General features: G+C 58.5%; 16 protein-coding genes. All 16 read left to right on the top strand.

Going from position 1 to position 16,610, the window contains the following annotated elements; genetic code table 11:
- Nucleotides 1–3: 3 nt before the first annotated feature.
- The gene (locus ENN66_06470; GenBank protein ID HDS16246.1) at nt 4–1,803 is read left to right on the top strand and encodes a tetratricopeptide repeat protein; all 1,800 of its coding nucleotides are present in this window, start codon (nt 4–6) and stop codon (nt 1,801–1,803) included.
- 146 nt (nt 1,804–1,949) lie between these two features.
- The gene (locus ENN66_06465) at nt 1,950–2,702 is read left to right on the top strand and encodes a glycosyltransferase family 2 protein (protein ID HDS16245.1); all 753 of its coding nucleotides are present in this window, start codon (nt 1,950–1,952) and stop codon (nt 2,700–2,702) included.
- Nucleotides 2,692–3,195 carry a tetratricopeptide repeat protein gene (locus ENN66_06460; GenBank protein ID HDS16244.1) on the top strand — a complete coding sequence of 168 codons (504 nt, stop codon included), beginning with the start codon at nt 2,692–2,694 and terminating at the stop codon, nt 3,193–3,195. The genes ENN66_06465 and ENN66_06460 overlap by 11 nt, the downstream gene beginning before the upstream one ends.
- Nucleotides 3,192–4,610, top strand: a complete 1,419-nt coding sequence (locus tag ENN66_06455) for an O-antigen ligase family protein (GenBank protein HDS16243.1) — start codon at nt 3,192–3,194, stop codon at nt 4,608–4,610. The genes ENN66_06460 and ENN66_06455 overlap by 4 nt, the downstream gene beginning before the upstream one ends.
- Nucleotides 4,589–6,256 (top strand): type II/IV secretion system protein, encoded by a 1,668-nt coding sequence (locus ENN66_06450; GenBank protein ID HDS16242.1) that lies wholly within the window; start codon nt 4,589–4,591, stop codon nt 6,254–6,256. The genes ENN66_06455 and ENN66_06450 overlap by 22 nt, the downstream gene beginning before the upstream one ends.
- Nucleotide 6,257: 1 nt before the next feature.
- Entirely contained in the window at nt 6,258–7,568 is a 1,311-nt protein-coding gene (locus ENN66_06445; protein ID HDS16241.1) for a type II secretion system F family protein, read from the top strand.
- Between the two features lie 39 nt (nt 7,569–7,607).
- Complete coding sequence (gene gspG / locus ENN66_06440) at nt 7,608–8,054, top strand: type II secretion system protein GspG (GenBank protein HDS16240.1); 447 nt, start codon at nt 7,608–7,610, stop codon at nt 8,052–8,054.
- Entirely contained in the window at nt 8,020–8,595 is a 576-nt protein-coding gene (locus ENN66_06435; GenBank protein ID HDS16239.1) for a prepilin-type N-terminal cleavage/methylation domain-containing protein, read from the top strand. Before gspG ends, ENN66_06435 begins: the two co-directional genes overlap by 35 nt.
- A complete protein-coding gene (locus tag ENN66_06430) occupies nt 8,576–9,034 on the top strand; it encodes a type II secretion system protein (protein ID HDS16238.1) in 459 nt (152 codons plus the stop codon). Before ENN66_06435 ends, ENN66_06430 begins: the two co-directional genes overlap by 20 nt.
- Entirely contained in the window at nt 9,009–9,755 is a 747-nt protein-coding gene (locus ENN66_06425; GenBank protein HDS16237.1) for a prepilin-type N-terminal cleavage/methylation domain-containing protein, read from the top strand. The genes ENN66_06430 and ENN66_06425 overlap by 26 nt, the downstream gene beginning before the upstream one ends.
- Nucleotides 9,752–10,711, top strand: coding sequence for a type II secretory pathway, component PulK (locus ENN66_06420; GenBank protein ID HDS16236.1), 960 nt, complete (start codon nt 9,752–9,754; stop codon nt 10,709–10,711). Before ENN66_06425 ends, ENN66_06420 begins: the two co-directional genes overlap by 4 nt.
- A 9-nt stretch (nt 10,712–10,720) precedes the next feature.
- Entirely contained in the window at nt 10,721–12,007 is a 1,287-nt protein-coding gene (locus ENN66_06415) for a hypothetical protein (protein ID HDS16235.1), read from the top strand.
- 4 nt (nt 12,008–12,011) lie between these two features.
- Entirely contained in the window at nt 12,012–12,578 is a 567-nt protein-coding gene (locus tag ENN66_06410) for a hypothetical protein (GenBank protein ID HDS16234.1), read from the top strand.
- Between the two features lie 97 nt (nt 12,579–12,675).
- A complete protein-coding gene (locus ENN66_06405; protein HDS16233.1) occupies nt 12,676–13,503 on the top strand; it encodes a hypothetical protein in 828 nt (275 codons plus the stop codon).
- Nucleotides 13,504–13,572: 69 nt separating this feature from the next.
- Nucleotides 13,573–15,861: a type II secretion system protein GspD gene (gene gspD, locus ENN66_06400; GenBank protein ID HDS16232.1), complete on the top strand. Its 2,289-nt coding sequence runs from the start codon at nt 13,573–13,575 to the stop codon at nt 15,859–15,861.
- Between the two features lie 392 nt (nt 15,862–16,253).
- Nucleotides 16,254–16,610: hypothetical protein (locus ENN66_06395; GenBank protein HDS16231.1), on the top strand; the 357-nt coding region annotated here is incomplete at its 3' end.

Genomic DNA, 16,610 nt, shown 5'->3' with positions numbered 1-16,610 from the left:
TCTATGAAGAACGTCGGCCTGACGGCGGGAAAAAAGCCTTGGTTTTTTCCGGGCGCCGTCATGTTGTTAGGGCTCGGCGTTCTGGCTATCTACTGGCAGACCTCGGATTTCGCCTTTGTCAGTTTTGATGACCCCGATTATGTGCTTGAGAATGAAATTGTCATACGGGGACTGAGCTGGGACGGCCTGCGTTGGGCCTTTACCTCGTTTCATGCGGCTAACTGGCATCCCTTGACCTGGCTTTCCCACATGCTTGATAGCTCCTGGTTTGGGCTCGATGCGGGCGCCCATCACCTGGCGGCCATGTTCTGGCATCTCGCCAACACCGTTCTTCTTTTAGTGGTCTTGTGGCGCCTGACCGGGGCTCTGGGCCGCAGCGTCTTGGTCGCGGCCTTTTTCGCCTGGCATCCCTTGCGGGTTGAATCCGTGGCCTGGATCGCGGAGCGCAAGGATCTGCTATGTGTTTTCTTCTGGTTGCTGAGCCTTTTAAGTTATCATTATTACAGCCTTCGTCCGGGTTATAAGCGCTATCTGCCGGTCTTGATCAGCGCCCTGCTGGCGCTGTTGGCCAAGCCGATGGCGGTAACCCTGCCCTTTCTTTTGCTGGTACTTGATTTCTGGCCTCTTCGGCGTCATCTTCACAGCTCCTGGCTGCGCCTCGGACTGGAAAAACTGCCCTTGCTGGGCTTGGCGGCGGGAGCGGCGGTCATGACCTTTATGGCCCAGAAACAGGCCGGAGCCCTGGCGACGCTCGAGGCCTTTGGTTACGGCCGGCGTTTGCTCAATGCGCTGCTTGCATATTTTAAGTATCTGGAGCTTGCTCTTTGGCCTCGGAAACTGGCGGTGTTTTATCGCTATCAGGGCCTGCCGTCGGCCTTGACGGTTGTCGGAGTCCTGTTGTTGTTTAGCCTGCTGAGCTATTGGTTTTTCAGGCAAAGGGACAAGTCCCCTTTTCTTCTGGTGGGCTGGTTGTGGTTTCTCGGCACCCTGGTGCCGGTGATCGGCTTGATTCAGGTCGGAGGGCAGGCTCTGGCCGATCGCTATACCTATTTTCCGAGTATCGGTCTCGGCCTGCTTCTGGTTTGGGGAGGGGCGCAATGGGGGTCGTCAATCCCGGCGGCGAGATTGTGGGCCGCCGCATGCCTGTTGTTGTTGCTGTTGCTTCCCGTAAGCCGGCGGCAAACTGCTTTTTGGCAAAACAGCACGACCTTGTTTTCTCGGGCGGTGGCGGTTGATCCGCTGAACTACCATGCCTATTCGGATTTGGGGGTTGCCCTGCAGGCGGAGGGCAGGCGGTCTGAGGCGTTTCGGGCCTTTACCAGAGCGGTAGAGCTTAAACCTGACTATCTTGAGGGCTGGCTGAATCTGGGGGCCGCTTGGCAAAAAGACGGGCGCCACGATGAGGCCGAAAAGGCTTTTTCCCAAGCCCGGCAAGTCAATCCCGAATCGGTTAAAGCCCTTCTCGGCCTGGCAGACTGTAAAGCCAGACAGGGAGAGTTGCCGGCAGCCGGCGCCCTTCTGGACCAAGCGCTGAAACTGGCTCCCGAGCACCCCGAGGTTTATTACCAACTGGGCCTGCTGCAGCTGAATAACAATCAGCCGCAGCAGGCGCGTGCGTTTCTGAGGCGCGCGTTGCAGACGCAACCTGAAAATCTCAAGGCCCGGGTCAATCTGGGCGTGGCTGAGGCGTGTCTGGGTCACTATGAGGCGGCCAGGAACGAGTTTCGCCGGGTTCTGCGGCAAGAGCCCGACCAGCGGGAGGCGCTTTATAATCTGCGGCAGTTGGAACGATTACACCCCTGAGCGGCGTAATCCTGGGGCTTCCGGCGCTGGAAAAAATGACGCAAGCGCTCAACTCGTTGCGTACACTCCGGGGTCCCCTTGACGTTGTCAAGCGGCTGCGTGAGTACATAATCTTAAGGCTTTGAGTTCGATGTGGAGTGAATCCGGTGTATAGGAATCAGAAAATTGTGGTGGTCATGCCGGCCTACAATGCCGAGTCGACCCTGCTGCGCACTTATCATGAGGTTATGGCGCAGGGCGTGGTTGATCATGTCGTGATTGTCGACGACTGCAGTTCCGATGCCACCGCGCGGATCGCCGCTGGTCTGCCGGCTTCGGAATTGGTTCGGCATCAGCGTAATCTGGGTTATGGCGCCAATCAGAAAAGCTGTTATCGGCGGGCGCTGCGGGCGGGCGCCGATATCGTGATCATGGTGCACCCGGATTATCAATATACGCCGCGTCTGATTCCGGTGATGGCCGCCATGATCGGCAGCGGGCTTTATGACTGTGTTCTCGCCTCCCGCATTCTCGGCGGCCGGGCCCGAGAGGGGGGGATGCCGGGGTGGAAATATGCCGCTAATCGCATTCTGACCTTGCTGGAAAACCTTTTGCTGGGGACTAAGCTCTCCGAATTTCATACCGGGTATCGGGCCTTTTCCGCCTCTTTGCTGAAACGTCTGCCGTTACACCGTAATTCCGATGATTTTGTTTTCGATAACCAGATTCTGGCGCAGATTCATGCTTTGGGGTATCTTATCGGCGAGGTTAGCTGTCCGACGAAATATTTTCCCGAGGCCTCTTCCATTAATTTCTGGCGCAGCCTTCAATACGGTCTGGGTTGTTTGCTGACCGCCGCCAGGTTTCGTCTGCATCGCTGGCGCCTGTTGCGTTCCTGGTTATTTACTTATGACGCGTAAAGGGTGGCTGCTTGCGGCGGGACTTTTTTTTCTGGTTTTTCTGGCGGTTGCCTGGTTCGGCTGGCACAGCCTGGCCCGCTCTCTGGCCATGACCCGACTCAAAGCCGATTTCGCGGCCGCCGAACAGGCCCTTGGTTCCAGGCAACCAAGGCTTGCCGCGCGGGCCTGTGCGGCGGGAATAATGGCCTATCAGCGCGGCCTGGAGCACCGGGTTTATTATCCGGAAATCAGCAGTGAGTATCTGACGGCGGGAAATTGTTACCGGCAGCTGAATCAACCTCGGGCCGCCCTGCAATGCTATGAAGAGGGTTTGCGTTACGATCCTTGGTCGATCAGTCTGCTGACCAGTCTGGGGAGCTGTCGCTTTGCTCTGGGGGAACCGCGGCAGGCCCTGGCCGCCCTGGAAAAAAGCCAGGCGATCTATCCGGTGAAAAAGGAACTGCAACCGCTTCTGCGACGGTTGCGAGCCGCCTTTCAGGGAGAAACTCGATGAAAGGACGTTCTCTCCGCAGGCCCTTGACCGAGCGGGCCAAAGAGCGCTCGCGAGCCCTTGCCGGCCGGTCGGTTTTGAGGGGCTGGCCGAGCTTGCTCTTTCTTTTTTTTCTGAGCACGCCGCTGTTCGTGGTTTCCGGATATGCTCCCGACGGGGCGCTTTTCTGCACCCTTTATGATTTGCCGAAAGGCTGTTTGATCGCCGCCGCCGGCCCGCTGTTCTGCGGCCTCTTCTGTGTGGCGCTGGCGCGCAATCCGGAAGCCGCCGCTCAGGCGGGGGCGTTTTTTCGGCGGGCGTTGGGATTTAAACTGTTGTTTTTGCTGTTGATCCTGATGGCGCTGGCCGGTTTGGCGGCGCCGGTAAAGGCCGCCGCCGGTTTTACTTTCGGCAACTTTTTTTTACTGACTTTATTGGGCCTGGTGCTGGCCGGCTTATTTCGGCGGGTGGCGTTGCGCTGGGCCGCGGTATACGGTTTATTAGCGGCGTTGGTTATTTTTTCCGTTTTTGGAATCGTGCAGTTTGCGGGCTACAGGATTCCTTTTCTGATGCCCATTCTGGGTCCGGCGTCAACCCTGGGTTATCGGAATCCGGCGGCTGATTTCATCGCCCTGGTTCTGCCGTTTGTGTTTTTTGCCGCCTGGCGCCAGTGGCGGCGCCGGCGGGCCGACCGTGGTAGAGGTGCTCTGCTTTTGGTCGGCGCGCTGTTGCTTGCGGCCGGAGCGGCCCTGGCCCTGCTTTTTATGAACTATTCCCGGGCGGCGATACTGGCCCTGCTGGTTGAGGCCCTGGTGTTGTCGGTTTGGCTGTTTTGGCGAAAGGCGGAGGGTCCTGATCCCGGCTGGCGGCGGCGAGGGCTGCGGGCTTTGCTCGCGGCGCTGCTGTTGACGGGGTTGATGCTGGTTCTGGTCATGTCGTTCACGCAAAGCCGACGGCGGGTCATGGCGAGTTTTGAGAATTTGCGGCGGGGCGGCGTTGCCCGGTTGCTGGAGTTTCGTTATTATCATTGGGGCAATACCCTGATGATGATCAAGGAAAATCCGGTTCTGGGGGTGGGGCCCGGCAACTGGCGTTTTACTTATCCGCTTTACTACCAAAGTTTCGCCAAGGATCCTTTGTTCAACTATAAGATGCAGGTGCGGCGGGCCCATAATGACTATTTGCAACTGGCGGCCGAATGTGGTATCCCGGCCTTGCTGGTTTTTTTATGGCTCTGGGGACGGCAGTTTTATCTTTTGCGTTACCCGGAGCCGACCGGCGACGAAGCCGACTGGCGGCTGCCGTTGCTGGCTTCACTTTCCGCTTTTTCGGTGATCATGTTTTTTTCTTTTCCCCTGCAGATGGCCTACAGCCGTATGTTCTGTTTTTTCCTGTTGGCGTTGGGCGAGGCGCGGGTATGGCCGGAATTATCGAAATAATGGTCGAGCGGGGCCTGCTCTCCGCTTCCGACCTGAAAAAGATCAAACCCAGCGGTCGCGAGCGTGAGGCCCTGCATCGCCTGGCCATCAGGACCGGACTGGTTTCCGAAGAGGATTTTCTGGCTCTGGCGGCCGAGGTGCTGCGGCTGCGGCAAATCAGTGAACTGCCGTCTGACTACGATGTCACTCCTTTTGCCGAGCTCTCCCCCCTTTTTCTCGAAGAACACCGCTGTTTCCCCTTGGGGGGCGAAGAGGCCCTGGTGGTCGTGGTCAATGATCCTTTCGACGCTCTGGCGGCGGAAACCTTTCGGCAACTTTTTCCGACTCGTCGCATTGAACTGCGCCTGGCCCGCGAGGAGAAGATCGCGGCCTGGATTCGCGAGTATTTTCTGCCGGCCGGGGAGGGCGACTCCGGGAGTAAGGAGGCGGCCGGCGGCGGCATCGAGCTGGGCGATGATGTCGATCATCTGCGAGATTTGGCTTCCGAGGCGCCGATCATCAAGCTGGTCAACCAATTTCTCACCCGAGCGGTGGAGGAGGGGGCCAGCGATATTCATATTGAGCCGATGGCTGAAAGCCTGCAGGTTCGTTTTCGGGTTGACGGAGTGTTGCGGGAACATGCCTCGCCCGCCAAGAACCTGCAATCCTCGGTGATTTCGCGGGTCAAGATCATGGCCCGGCTTGATATCTCCGAGCGGCGTCTGCCCCAGGACGGCCGCATTCGCATCAAGATCGCGGGCAAGGATATCGACCTGCGGGTTTCCTGCTTGCCGACGGTCTACGGTGAGAGCGTGGTCATGCGCATTCTCGATCGCTCGAACATTTCCTTCAGCCTTGACAGCCTGGGTTTTCCTGAAGTCCCGCGCAAGTGTTTCGAGGAGATGATCAGCCAGCCTTACGGCATCATTCTGGTTACCGGCCCGACCGGCAGCGGGAAGACCACCACTCTCTACGCGGCGCTCAATACCATCAACTCGATCGACAAGAAGATTATCACGATCGAGGATCCGGTGGAGTACGAGCTCAACGGCATTAATCAGGTGCAGGTCAACAGCAAGGCCGGACTCGGTTTCGCCAACGGCTTGCGCTCGATTGTCCGACAGGACCCCGATGTTATCCTGATCGGAGAAATTCGGGATCGCGAAACCGCCGATATCGCGATTCAGTCGGCCCTGACCGGGCATCTGGTGTTTTCCACTCTGCATACCAACGACGCCGCCGGCGCCGTGACCCGACTGGTCGAAATCGGGGTCGAGGATTATCTGCTTTCCTCTTCCCTGATCGGGATCATGGCCCAGCGTTTGGTGCGGGTTCTCTGCCCGGCCTGTAAGGAGCCCTTCGTGCCGGAGCCGGCCCTGGTCGAGCGTCTGCGCTTGCCGTTTGCCCCCAGCCTGGAGAATCCGATTTTTCGGCCGCGGGGCTGCAAGGAGTGTTCCTTCAGCGGTTTTCGCGGCCGGGTCGGCATTTTCGAATTGTTGCCGGTGACTGATCCGGTCAGGGCCTTGATTCTGGAGAACCAGAGCTCTCTGGTTTTACGTGAGTACGCGGTCAAAAACGGTATGAGCTTGTTGCGCGAAGACGGCTGGCGCAAGGTGCGGGCCGGAATCACCTCGCTGGAAGAGGTGGTTCGGGTCAGTGGGGCCTGAGATGGCGAGCAGCATGCCGGAGTTTTCCTATAAGGCGGCCAATGCCGGGGGTGAAATCAGCTCCGGCCGGCTGCGCGCCGCCGATCAGCGCCAGGCGGTCGTCATGCTGCAGCGCCAGGGTCTGGTGCCCTTGCAGATTACGGCTCTGGGAGACGGGGCGGCGAATGCCGGAGCTGCGGCCCACGTCGATAATCGCGGCCGACGGATGGTTTCCCGTAGCCCGTCCCGTAAGTGGACCGTCTCCCTGCAAAACTGGACGGAAAATTTGCCTTGGCGTCGGCCCGGAGTTAAAGAGCTGGCCGGTTTCGCCGAGGATTTAGGGCTGTTGCTGAAGGCCGGGGTGCCGCTGAACCGGGCTTTGGTGATTCTGGTCGAGCTGGTTGAAAAGCCGGTTTTCGCCCGGGTGATGGCCAATCTTCGGGAGCAGGTCAAGGAAGGTAGCACCTTCTGGGGGGCCTTGCAGGGTCATCCGCAGATTTTCCCTCCGGTTTTTGTCGGCATGGTGCGCGCCGGCGAGAGCGGCGGCATCCTGGATGCGGTTCTCGACCGTCTCGCGCTCTATCTGAACAGCATTCGCGAACTGAAAGAATTTCTTTTCGGGGCCATGATCTATCCCCTGATCCTGACCCTGACCACCGGGGCCTCGATTATTCTGCTGCTGACCTTTGTCCTGCCCAAGTTCGCCTCAATCTTTGCCGATATGGGCGTGGCCTTGCCCACGGCGACCCGGATCATGCTGGCCGGCGGCAACTTTATGCAGAACTGGTGGTGGGCCCTGCTGCTCTGGGTCTGGGTCCTGTTTTATTCCGGCCGGCGCTTTTACCGGAGTCCGCGTGGACGCCTGCTGGTCGACCGTCTGGTGTTGCGTTTACCGGGCGCGGGTAAGATTTTTGTCAAGATGGATCTCGCCCGTTTTTTTCGCACCCTGGGAGCGATGTTGGCCAGCGGTGTGCCGATTCTGGAAGCCCTGCAGGTGGTCAGTGGGGTGATCAGTAATCGGATTCTGCAGGAAAAGGTCGCCCGTCTGCGCGAGGAACTCAAGCAGGGAGCGGTGATTTCCCAGGTTCTGGCCGCCGATCCACTGTTTCCGTCCCTGACCGTGCATATGATCGGAGTGGGTGAGGAAACCGGTCATCTGGATGGTATGCTGGACAAGCTGGCCGAGATGTACGATCGGGAACTGAAGGTGACCATCAAGGCCCTGACCTCGCTTTTTGAACCCCTGGTAATTCTGTTCATGGGCCTGGTGATCGGCGCGATCGTGGTCTCGATGTTGATGGCGATTTTCAGTGTTAACGAGCTGGGCGGCTGAGCGGGCCTTTCAGCTGAAATATGAAAAAAAGGAGCGACAATGATTTTCTTGCCGACGAAGAAACGCAAGGCCAAATGCGGCTCCCGGGGTTTTACCCTGATCGAGCTTCTGATTGTCATGGTGATCATCGGTCTGCTGGCTTCCCTGGTGGCTCCGAACATGTTCAAGAAGGTCGGGGGCGCCAAACGCAAAACCGCCCGGGCCCAGATTGAATTGCTGGGCACGGCGCTGGATTCCTATCGGCTTGACAACGATGTCTACCCGAGCTCGGAACAGGGCCTGCAGGCTTTGCGGACCCAGCCGGACGGAGCCAAGAACTGGGATGGTCCCTATCTGCCCAAGGATATTCCCAAGGACCCCTGGGGTAATGACTATGTCTATAAAAGTCCGGGAGATCACGGGGATTACGATCTTTCCTCCTATGGGGTCGATGGCCAGCCTGGGGGTGAAGGTGATAACGCCGATATTAACAGCTGGGAAAATTAGGGCCGCGCCGGCCGGGGCCGCCACGCGGCGCGGCGCGCGAACTTCCGCTTTCACCCTGGTCGAGATGATCGTCGTGGTGGCCATCATGACCCTGGGGTTGAGTCTCTTTCTGGGGCTTAATCATCGTCAGCGGGAAAGCCTGGTCTGGCGAACAAAACTGCGTGAACTGCAGGTTTTTTTCAAGGCCGCCCGCAGCCATGCGATTCTTCAGCGTAAAACTAACGACTGTCTGTTTAATCCGGAGTCCGGAGGGCTGCGTGAGCAACTGGACCGGCGGCGAGTGCTTCTGGGGCCAGGGGTCGAGATCGAGCTGAATGCGGCCCAACAGGCTCTCCTGGCTGCGGCGGCCGGCTGCGGCGCCGCGCCGGCCGCCGCGATTCAGGCGGAAGTGTCGTTGTTGACCTTTTACGCCGACGGCGGCGCGGCCGGCGGTCCTCTGCGGGTCTTCGGCCAGCGGAGTCAGGCCGAGTTCACGGTCAACCCTCTGACCGGAGGGATTACCTTTACGGAGCGGCTCAAAGATGACGGCGCGGGTCGATGAGCGGGGTTTTACCCTGCTGGAGATGATGGTCGCGGTCCTGATCGTCGGCCTGGTGGTGACCACCTTCATGCAGCTCTTCGGGGCCAGCCTGCGTCTTGAGCAAAAGGCGCGCGGCTTCGACGAAATTGTCGTTCGCGGTCGTCAGACCTTTGCCTGGCTGCTGGCCTGCGATCCGCGCGCGGATGACTTTCCCTGGAGCGGCACCACCGATAATTTTACCTGGAGACTTCGCCTGGAAGCGGTCGAGGTTCGCCCCGGGCCGGAGGCCGCGACCCAAAGCGACGAAGAAGCCGTCACGCTGCGTTGGACGAGTGAGCTTTATCGTCTGGTTCTCTTTTTGCAGGATGCTCAAAATCCCGGCCGGCATTTACGGCTGGTCGCCTATCGTCAGGTGAGCCCCGGTTATTTTACTGATGAATTTAAAGAAAAACACCTCTGATCAAGGGTTTACCCTGATTGAGATGGTGATTGCCATGACTATCCTGGCCCTGGTGGTTGTCGTGCTTTACCTGGCTTTTTCCAGTGCCGGGCGCATCTGGACGCGTCAGCAGCTGCGGAGTGGGGAGGGCGAACGCGAGGCGGCTCTGGTCAGGTTGTTGAGTGATGATCTTGAAAAGCTGGTGCCCTACAGTTATAGCTGGGAGAAAGGGCAGGGCTTTTTCTTCGCTCTGGGTTCCCGGGCGCTGTTTTACGCCACGACCTCGGGTTTCGGATCCCGACAGCGGGGGGCCCAGGGGATCTATTTCGCCTGTTGCTATCTTGAGAAGGATGCGGCGGGCGAGGGTGACGCTCTTTATTTAATCAAAACCTGGGGACCAAATATCCGGCTGCTGGACGCCCTGGCGGAGTTTTCCCGCAATCCCGCCGGCAGCCTCGATCTGGATGAGCAACTACGGGAATCCGCTCTGCTGGTTCTGGATGGTCTCGGGGAAGCGGGTTTTGCGGTGATCGCGCAACCGGAAAAGCTGGATTTGTCGGGCGGGGCGCAGGCCGGCGGGGCCCTGGTCGAGGACGAGGCTCTGCCCCGGAACTGGAGCCACAAGCTTTTGCCGGGAGCCGTTTTTTTCAGTTATTCCAATCGTGAGGGGGTGCCGCGCCGTTTTCTGCTGCCGCTGATGGTCCCCCCGGAACCGCTGCACCAAGGTCGGCATTCAACATGACGGAAAACGGGCCGGTTTACGCTCACAATGAACAAGGGTTTGCCCTGATCGCGGTTTTCTGGGTTTCCCTGCTGCTCAGCCTGCTGGCCCTGAACTACGCGACCACGGCTCGGCTCAATGCCGAGGCGGCTCGTAACCGCCGTTTGGGCGCCGAGTATGATTATCTGCTGGGGTCGGCGGTCAACAAGGGTTACCATGAATATCTCAAGTACCGGGCCAACCGCGCCCTGCTGGCGCAGAAGGCAGAGATTGAAGCGCTATGCGGCCGGCCTCTGGAACTCTGGTATCCGCGCTTTGAGCCCTGGCTTTGTGAACTGGAAGGCTTGCGGGTCGCAATTCGAATCAGTGGTGAGGCGGGCAAATTTCAGTTACGTAATCTGAGACCGGAGCTCTGGCGCCGGATCATCGAGGTCTGCGGCGTGACCGATGATGCCGCCCGGGATACGGTCGTCGATGCGATTCTGGATTGGATCGATGGCGACAGCCTGCAGCGTCTCAATGGCGCGGAGACCGATTATTACAAAGCTCAGGGTCTGGAATATGGTTGCAAGAACCGGGATATTGATGTTATAGACGAGCTTCTGTTGATCAAAGGCGTGGATTCAGGGCTCTTTTATGGAGAGGGAAAGCGTCCCGGTCTGGTTGATCTGCTTTCTCCCTACGGTCGCGCCGATAAAATCGATATCAACAGTTGCGCTCCGGCGGCCCTGGCCTTGGTCGAGGACTTGCCGGCGGAGGTGATTGACGCGATCGTCGCTTTCCGCGGCGGCGCGCCGATCACGAAGATGGCGGATCTGAGTGAAATCGTGCCGCCGGAATATTTCAGTCAGTTGCAGCGTTATTTCACGATCGCCGATTCCGAATACATCAGTGTCAGCGCGACCGAGTCAGGAGCCGGGGCCGAAGGCTTCGGCTGGTACCGGCGGATTTTTGCCGTCAATGAAAAAAAACCGTAGAGAGAATTCATGAATCTGCCCTGGCTGCCGGAAACCAAACTGCTTCTGTTTGAAGAGCGGCGCCTGCTTTATCTGCGGCTGCAGCGCGGTCTTGGGGGGCGGGTCCGGGTTTTGCAGCGTCTGGAATATGCGCTGGATCGTCCCGAGGCTCTGGAAACGGTGCTCGCCGCCTGGAAGAGCGCCTGTCGACCGCGTCAGGATGACCTTCTGCTTCTCGGGTTGCCGCTGGATCTTTTTACGATTGTGCATTTCAGCCTGCCCCTGGCCGCCGCGGAAAATCTGGACGATGCCGTCGGTTTTGAACTCATGCGGCATGTTCCTTTCGACCTGGGCGGTCTCAGCTGGCGTTACCGGGCCCACGAAGAAGAGGGGCGTTTGGCGATCTGCGCGATCCTGGCGGCCCGTTCCCGGGTGGAATTCTATCACACCATTTTCGCGCGCCAGGGACTGAACCTGTCCGCGATTTTTCCGGTGCTTTTTCTGGTGGCCTGGTTGTTGCGTGAGCCCGGTCTTTATCTGAGTGCAAGCGCTGGTTCTTTTGAGATGCTGCTTTTTGACGGTCGGGCGGCCTTGTTTCAGGCCTGGGAAAAAAATCAGGGGGATGAGGCCGGTCCGACCGCTTTTCTGTCCCGCAATCTGCCGCTGGCGGAAAACCGCGGCCAGGCTTTCGCAAAGGCCTATCTCTGGGCGGAGGCGGAAGCTCTGGCTTTAGGTCTGGAGGCGGCCCGGCCGGCCCTGACCCGGGTCGGGATCGGGGAGCTGCCGGAAACCCTGTGCCTTGATTGGGCCGAGTTTCCTTACAGCATCGACCTGATTTCTCCTCAGGTCATGCGGCGGCGGCGACTCTGGTTCAAGCTGGAGCTCGGGGCCGCGCTTTTTCTGGTGCTGGCCCTTACCGGCCAGCCCCTGGCGGTGCTGGCCGGTAAGCAGCGGCGGCTTGAGAAGCTGGAAAAGAAACTTGCCGTGGTGCAGCGCGAAGCCGATAAACTGGGCGGCCTGCGTCAGCAGAATCAGGAAAAGATCAACGCGATCGAGGCCCTGGCCGGGCTGGTGCGGGAGCAGGCGGTGAGCATCGTTTTATTGAAGGAGCTGACCGAGGTGATTCCGCTCGACGGCTGGCTCAGTGCGTTGGAAATCAGGGGACGCAAAATCAATCTGCAGGGGACGTCGGCCTCGGCCACCGCCGTGCTCAAGGCACTGGAAGACTCGCCGTTGTTTAAAGAGGTGCATTTTGATTCTCCCGTGGTCAAAAAAGGCAGCAGCGAAACCTTTAAGATCGTGGCGGAGCTGGAGTAGGCCGATGAAGGATTTAAGCTGGGTCGGGAATCTGATCAAACGGCGGGAGTTTCTGCTGGCCCTGGCCGCGGTCCTGTTTTTTCTGGTGATCGCGAAAGCCGGCTACGGTGTTTATCAGGCCCGGAGTCGGGCTCTGGACGATGAACTTGCCCTGAAACAGCTGCAGTACGAGAAACTCGCTCGCCTGGTGGCCCGGCAGCAGGAGTTTGTCGAATTGGATCAGGCGTTAAGCGGATTTTATCAACAGGTCAAGGAACGCCATCTGGTGCGGGGGGAGACCGCGACCCTAACGGATGTCCAGTTTCAGAATCTTCTTCAGACCCTGGCGCGGGAGAGCGCGATTGATGTGCGCTCTACCAAGGTCATGCCGGAGATCAGAAAAGATGGGGTCCGACTGCTGCGGCTACGGCTTAACTGTCGCGCCGAGATCGGAGCGATCAAGGATTTTCTGATTCGAATCAACAATGACGACAAGTTTATCTTTCTTCAGGCGTTTGAGATCAAAAACATCAGCAGCCGGGAAAAACGTTTTTACTACTTCAACGCGGAGATCACGGCGTTGACGGTGTAGGCCGGCAAGGCGCGGCGCGGTAGGCGCGCGGATGCCGCAAGGCTACCGGTCAAGCGGGTCGTTTTTTTTTGTGACAACCGACGGGGGTTGCGGGGCAATGATAAAATGGGTTCCATCGCGAGCCGGACTGACCTTGATCTTTCTCGGGCTGGGTTTGCTGGTACTGGTCTATGATCGCGCGACCTACAAGCAATATTCTTCCGGCGAGCCGGCTTTTGTGGCTCGGGACGGGGTTACCGGGGCGGCTTCGGCGGTGCAGACAACCCTGAAGGAGCTGGCTTCGAAGCTCGACAAAGTCAAGGTCGCGCCCGCCGATTATGAAGTTGTCGGCGAGAAAAACCTTTTTGAGCCCAAGCGCCAGGCCTGGCGCCCACCGGTCCCGGCCCCGGTGAGCGCGGACGAGAAACCTGAGCCCGCCGCCCCGGTCCCGGCGCCGGAGCGGCGGGATGTGATTCTCTACGGCACCTATCTGGCCGGCGCGAACCGGCAGGCCTTGCTGCATTTCAAGCGTTTTCGCGCCGGTAAAAGATTGCTGGCCGAGGGCCGGGAGGCCCGGGATGAAAAGGCCGGTCGCAGCCCGGCGCCGGCCTATACCCTGCTCAAGGTCGAGGCCCGCAAGGTGGTTTTGAAGGATGAGCGGGGCGCGGAGTTCGAGGTGGGGCTGTACGACAACAAACAGCGGCGACCGCTGACCACGGCGAATCAGGCCAATATTCAGGTCGAGGCCGCCGAGGTTGCGCCGGTCGCGGTATCGGCGGCGGGTGGCGCCGTTTCCGGGGCCGGGGCCGCTTCACGGCCGGTCCTGAGCGCCGGGGATATTCGGAAGCTGTCGATCGAGGAAAAGGACGCTCTGGTCAAGCAGGGCGAGCTTATCAAGCACAGTACCCCCTTTGGTCCGGTTTACAAAAAACCGGCCCGTAAATAGGGAAAGGGGTTTTTGTCAAGACATGGGCTTGTTCTTTTCAAACCGAAAATGAAGCCTGATCTCTAAAAAATGGTGGCTTTGATCAATCCCGGCGGATGCGGGATGGAGTGGGAACGGATGGAGATTGTTAAACGGAAAGGTTGGTTGCGAACCCTATTGCTGCTGGGTTGCGCGTTGTGGCTGGCTTCATGTACGATGTGGCGGTCGTCCGTGCGGGACGAAGCCCTGCCTCCGGGAGGCTTGTTGCAGGGGCGTCCGTCCCCGGGCCAGGCCGGCCAGACGGAAGCCTTTACTCTGGAGTCCGAGGTGCTTCCGGCGTCGGATGACGCCGCGGCCCTGTTGCAAAAACTCGAAGCCGAAGAGCTTGAACTCAACCGTCGCCTGAAGCGCTTTTCCGGCGTGGCGGCGGTCAGAACCACTTCCGGGGACGGCGGGCTCCCGGCCCAGGTTCAGGGCCGGGAGCCGGTCAGTCTTAATTTCGACGACGCCGATCTGGTTGAGGTTCTGCGTCTGTTCATGGAGATTCTGGGCGAAAACTACACCATCTACCAGGGGGTCGGCGGCAAGGTCACGCTGGAGGTGGCGGCCGAACTCAACCGCGAGGAGATTTTTGAGTTGTTGCGTGGGGTTCTGCGCATGAACGGGGCGGTCATGGCCCGGCGCGGACCGCTCTGGGAGGTGATGCCCCAGGCCGCCCTGCCGGCCGCGGCCGAGGCCGGGGAACTGCTGCTGCCCGGCGATTCGGAAAATGCTCGGGGCAAGGCGATTCGCGCCTTTCGGCTCAATTACCTGCCCGGAGCCCAGTTCGTCAATATCATCAAGCCCTATCTCAGCAAGGGGGCTCAGGTTTACGTTCATGATCCGAGCGGGGTCATACTGGTCTGTGATTACGATCATGTCCTGAGCAAGGTTGCGCGGCTGTTGTCCCTGTTTGATGTCAGCGTGCTGGCCGGGCTTGAACAGAAGGTTTATCTGCTGAAATATGTCGGCGCCGAGGATCTGATCAAGGAGCTTGAAACCCTGGCCGGCGCATACGGCCTGGCGGGGGGCAAGGAAAGCAATGTCAACGCCTCGGTGAGTTTTATCGCCCTGCCCCGAATTAACCTGATTCTGGCCTTGAGTCGGGACGCCGAATCCCTGGCCCTGGTCGATGAATGGGTGGCCGAACTCGATCGTGAGGTGCCGGTCCTAGCCCAGGATGCGACGAGCGAGGATATCTTCGTTCATTATATTCAGAACGGCGTGGCCGAGAATATCGTCGAGGTGCTCAAGGGGCTGTTTACCAAGAACGGGACGAAGAGTGCGACCGACCTGGATAAAAGCAAGGATAAGCCGCAGCCGCTCGGCAAGACCCTGCTCGATAATCAGCGCCAGAATGAGGAGCGGGCACAGAAGTTGCAAACAACTTCACCCGGGGCGATTAGCGGCAGTCTCGAAGGGGAGGTGACCTTTGTGGTGGATAAAACCACCAACTCGATCCTGGTCAAGGCGACCGGCGGCGATTATCGTAAAATTAAGCCGGTTATCGAAAAGCTCGATATCTATCCGAAGCAGGTGCTGATCGAGGTGACGATCGCCGAGGTCAAGCTCGATGAAACCAATAAATTGGGTATTGAGTGGAGCTACCTGATGAAGGGCTTGACCGGGGCCAAGGCCACCGGAAATCTGGGGATTGATTCCGGGCTGGGCCTGGTCAGCGGCAGCGGTGACACCCTGATCGGTTCGGGCTTGAGCTTTCTGGTGGAAAATTCCGGTCGTTTCAAGGCCATTGTTCGGGCGCTGGCCGACGACAACCGGGTCAATATCCTTTCGGCCCCGCAGATTCTGGCATCCGACGGCGAGACCGCCAGGATCGATGTCGGCGAGGACGTGCCGACCGTGACCTCGAGCTATCGCACCACCGATTCCGGCTCCACGGCCCAGACCACCGATACCACCATTCAGTATCGCAACGTCGGCATCATCCTGACCGTGACCCCGCATATCAACGACAACGGCATGGTGCGCATGGAGATTAACCAGGAGGTCAGCCAGCTTTCAACCAAGACCATCGAGGGCATCAATTCCCCGATCTTTTCCCAGCGGGTGGCCGAAAGCATTCTCTCCGTGGCCGACGGTCAGACCGTGGTCATCGCCGGCCTGATTCAGCAGAGTCGCAGCGATAATTACAGCGGCCTGCCCTGGCTGGCCCGGGTGCCCGGACTGCGCTACCTGGTCGGCTATAAAGGCAGGGAGTTTCACAGTGTCGAACTGATGTTTTTCATCACGCCGCATGTCATTCTGCAGGAAGAGGACTCGGTTTTTGTCAGTCGGCCCTTTCTTCGGCGCCTGGAAGAGGTCAAGAAAAACTTTCGTTAACAGGGCCTGGCGGTAAATAAACCCGGCTTCAGAGCAAGTTTTTTGTTTAGCTTAAGGATTCCTAATAAATTCGGGAAAAATAGCTTGACAAATAAATTGCAGGTCGTATAGTATAACGTTCTATAATCGTTCAATAGTCGGTAGCAGGGTGATGCCAAACGGCCCGCTGGCTGACCCGAAGACCCTCCGAGCCGTTAACTTAAGTTTTTCGAGGATGCGTAGCTTGGGGAAAGACGAAAGGAGGTGGGGTTAAAGTTAGGATAATCTGAAGGTTGGTGTCGCGGGGTCAAAGATCACCCCTGAAACGTTTTGGTAATTTTATAGGTTCTATTTTTATTTCAAAGGATTTGCCGCAAGCTGGGTGAATCAACAACTAACAATGGAGGAAGCAAATGAGGAAGAGTAGTTTGATTTTGTTGCTGGCCATGGCCTTCGTGCTGACGACCGTGGTTTCAGGTTTCAGCTCGAGCGTCATCGATGGGCCTTGCAAGGAGCTCTGCACCAAGCACTGGGGCTATAATCTCTATATCGATAGTAAATATGAATGTGGTGTTCCGACCCAGGATGATCCGGGAAATATCGGTTGTCCCGAGTGTCCGCTGTTCGACTACGAGTCGTCCGAGGGCTACTGCACCAGTGAATACACTGGCTCCTATTATAATGCCGCCGGGATCGTTTTCAAGGTCTGTGACTGCCCCGACGTCACCTTTTCAACCACCAAGAGCTACGGCATCAAGCTGGAGATCATG

It is taken from the genome of Pseudomonadota bacterium, from assembly GCA_011049115.1.
GTDB lineage: Bacteria > Desulfobacterota > Anaeroferrophillalia > Anaeroferrophillales > Tharpellaceae > DSCM01.
The sequence above is the reverse complement of the archived record's forward strand: the minus strand, read 5'-3'. Positions and strand labels throughout refer to the sequence as shown.

Excerpts from the sequence above, each read along its gene's own strand:
- ENN66_06445 (HDS16241.1), top strand. The coding sequence starts at position 6,258 with ATGGCGAGCAGCATGCCGGAGTTTTCCTATAAGGCGGCCAATGCCGGG.
- gspD (HDS16232.1), top strand. The coding sequence starts at position 13,573 with ATGGTGGCTTTGATCAATCCCGGCGGATGCGGGATGGAGTGGGAACGG.
- ENN66_06470 (HDS16246.1), top strand. The coding sequence starts at position 4 with ATGAAGAACGTCGGCCTGACGGCGGGAAAAAAGCCTTGGTTTTTTCCG.
- ENN66_06425 (HDS16237.1), top strand. The coding sequence starts at position 9,009 with ATGAATTTAAAGAAAAACACCTCTGATCAAGGGTTTACCCTGATTGAG.
- ENN66_06450 (HDS16242.1), top strand. The coding sequence starts at position 4,589 with ATGGCCGGAATTATCGAAATAATGGTCGAGCGGGGCCTGCTCTCCGCT.
- ENN66_06420 (HDS16236.1), top strand. The coding sequence starts at position 9,752 with ATGACGGAAAACGGGCCGGTTTACGCTCACAATGAACAAGGGTTTGCC.
- gspG (HDS16240.1), top strand. The coding sequence starts at position 7,608 with ATGATTTTCTTGCCGACGAAGAAACGCAAGGCCAAATGCGGCTCCCGG.
- ENN66_06405 (HDS16233.1), top strand. The coding sequence starts at position 12,676 with ATGATAAAATGGGTTCCATCGCGAGCCGGACTGACCTTGATCTTTCTC.
- ENN66_06460 (HDS16244.1), top strand. The coding sequence starts at position 2,692 with ATGACGCGTAAAGGGTGGCTGCTTGCGGCGGGACTTTTTTTTCTGGTT.
- ENN66_06415 (HDS16235.1), top strand. The coding sequence starts at position 10,721 with ATGAATCTGCCCTGGCTGCCGGAAACCAAACTGCTTCTGTTTGAAGAG.
- ENN66_06430 (HDS16238.1), top strand. The coding sequence starts at position 8,576 with ATGACGGCGCGGGTCGATGAGCGGGGTTTTACCCTGCTGGAGATGATG.
- ENN66_06410 (HDS16234.1), top strand. The coding sequence starts at position 12,012 with ATGAAGGATTTAAGCTGGGTCGGGAATCTGATCAAACGGCGGGAGTTT.
- ENN66_06455 (HDS16243.1), top strand. The coding sequence starts at position 3,192 with ATGAAAGGACGTTCTCTCCGCAGGCCCTTGACCGAGCGGGCCAAAGAG.